Annotated in this window: 2 protein-coding genes; both read left to right on the top strand. The window is 39.7% G+C overall.

Going from position 1 to position 2,142, the window contains the following annotated elements:
- Positions 1-534 precede the first annotated feature (534 nt).
- The gene (locus tag F6J99_RS43820) at positions 535-1,683 is read left to right on the top strand and encodes a PD-(D/E)XK nuclease family transposase (RefSeq protein ID WP_293123425.1); all 1,149 of its coding nucleotides are present in this window, start codon (positions 535-537) and stop codon (positions 1,681-1,683) included.
- Between the two features lie 76 nt (positions 1,684-1,759).
- Positions 1,760-2,142: PD-(D/E)XK nuclease family transposase (locus F6J99_RS43825; RefSeq protein WP_293123427.1), on the top strand; the 383-nt coding region annotated here is incomplete at its 3' end.

Consider the following 2,142-nt stretch of genomic DNA (forward strand, 5'->3'; position numbering starts at 1 on the left):
ACAAATAAAAAACACAAAATTTGATCAATAATTTGATTGTTCATTAATATTACTCCCCTAGATTAGACTATCCTAAATTAGGATAAAATAATTCTTAAATGTTCTAGTATGGTAGATTGATTATAGTTACTTTAAAAGGATATCGCAAGGTAAAAACACTGATCAGGTAAGCCTTCAGCTCTAAGCTGTCAGTGGTGAGCCCTTGATTAGTCATTAATCAGTAGTCATTGCTGATTTGTGTAATGCGTTCGCATTATGAATCGGAGGGTAGAGTCCCAATGTTGACGAGACCCAAATCCACTCATATCGTTGTAAATTTTCTGGAAGTGCTGACGCAGTTGAGGAAGAATAACCTTGAAAATCTCTCTCACGGTAACCAACTAAAATGGACAAAATTCGCTGATTGCTTATTGTTTCAGTTTAATCCCTCTTGGCTAGGTTTGTCTAAAGACCATTGCTCAGAACTGACCCAATGACCCAGTATAATGAAATTAAGTCGAAATTGCATAGTGCTTGTAGATAGCAAGACTAATCATGGCAGCAACACACATACGCTTTGACTGGGCGATCAAAAAACAACTGCGGGATAAAGCTAATTATGTTGTCCTCGAAGGCTTTATCAGCGAATTACTCGGAGAAGTGATTACCATTGAATCAATACTCGAAAGTGAAAGTAATCCTCAGACACAAGACAATAAACTAAACCGGGTAGATATTCTAGCTCTCAATAGTGCTGGGGAGTTATTGCTAGTAGAGGTGCAAAATAGTTCGGAAAATGATTACTTTCAGCGGATGTTATTTGGAGTTTCGACTCTGATTACCGAATATCTGGATAAAGGAGAGCCTTATAGTCAAGTCAAAAAGGTCTACTCCATTAATATAGTTTACTTTCCCCTCGGCCAAGGACAAGATTACATATATGATGGAAAATTAAATTTCATCGGACGTCATATCCAGGACAGACTAGAGCCATCAAATCTCCAGAAGGAGTTGTTCACAATTGAGCAGGTTTACCAGATATTTCCCGAATATTACATCTTGAGAGTGAAACAGTTTGATGATGTGACTAAAAACAGTTTGGATGAATGGATATATTTCTTGAAAAATAGTGAAATCAAGGAGGAATTCCAAGCCAGGGGATTAGCCCAAGCCAAGGAAAACCTGAGGATTGAGAGTCTACCTAATCAAGAAAAGGCAGCGTATCAGAAATATCTGGAAGATAAACGGTATGAAATTAGTATGCTGGAAGGGGCAGAGGCAGTCGGAGAATTAAGGGGTAGAGAAGAGGGCATAAAACAGGGTAGAGAAGAGGGCATAAAACAGGGTAGAGAAGAGGGCATAAAACAGGGCATAGAGCAGGGCATAGAACAGGGCATAAAACAGGGCATAGAACAGGGCATAGAACAGGGCATAGAACAGGGCATAGAGCAGGGCATAGAACAGGGCATAGAACAGGGCATAGAGCAGGGCATAGAACAGGGCATAGAGCAGGGCATAGAACAGGGCATTCAACAAGAACGTCGTGCTAGCTTGGAGCGAATACTTCAACTACGATTTGGAACGATTCCTTCAGAGATATCTGAAAAAATTCAAGGCTTAGATATCCAACAATTGGACACCTTAATGGCCAGGGCATTAACAGTTACTTCTTTAGATGAGTTTAGCCAACATCTGCCGAATTAATGGCCAGGTGTTAAACTATAAGTCTAAAGGAAATTAAGTCGAGATGGCATAGTGCTTGTAGATAGCAAGACTAATCATGGCAGCAACACACATACGCTTTGACTGGGCGATCAAAAAACAACTGCGGGATAAAGCTAATTATGTTGTCCTCGAAGGCTTTATCAGCGAATTACTCGGAGAAGTGATTACCATTGAATCAATACTCGAAAGTGAAAGTAATCCTCAGACACAAGACAATAAACTAAACCGGGTAGATATTCTAGCTCTCAATAGTGCTGGGGAGTTATTGCTAGTAGAGGTGCAAAATAGTTCGGAAAATGATTACTTTCAGCGGATGTTATTTGGAGTTTCGACTCTGATTACCGAATATCTGGATAAAGGAGAGCCTTATAGTCAAGTCAAAAAGGTCTACTCCATTAATATAGTTTACTTTCCCCTCGGCCAAGGACAAGATTACAT

Origin of the sequence: Moorena sp. SIO4G3 (genome assembly GCF_010692305.1) — a bacterium.
In the GTDB taxonomy this organism is placed as follows: Bacteria; Cyanobacteriota; Cyanobacteriia; order Cyanobacteriales; family Coleofasciculaceae; genus Moorena; species Moorena producens_A.

Excerpts from the sequence above, each read along its gene's own strand:
- F6J99_RS43820 (WP_293123425.1), top strand. The coding sequence starts at position 535 with ATGGCAGCAACACACATACGCTTTGACTGGGCGATCAAAAAACAACTG.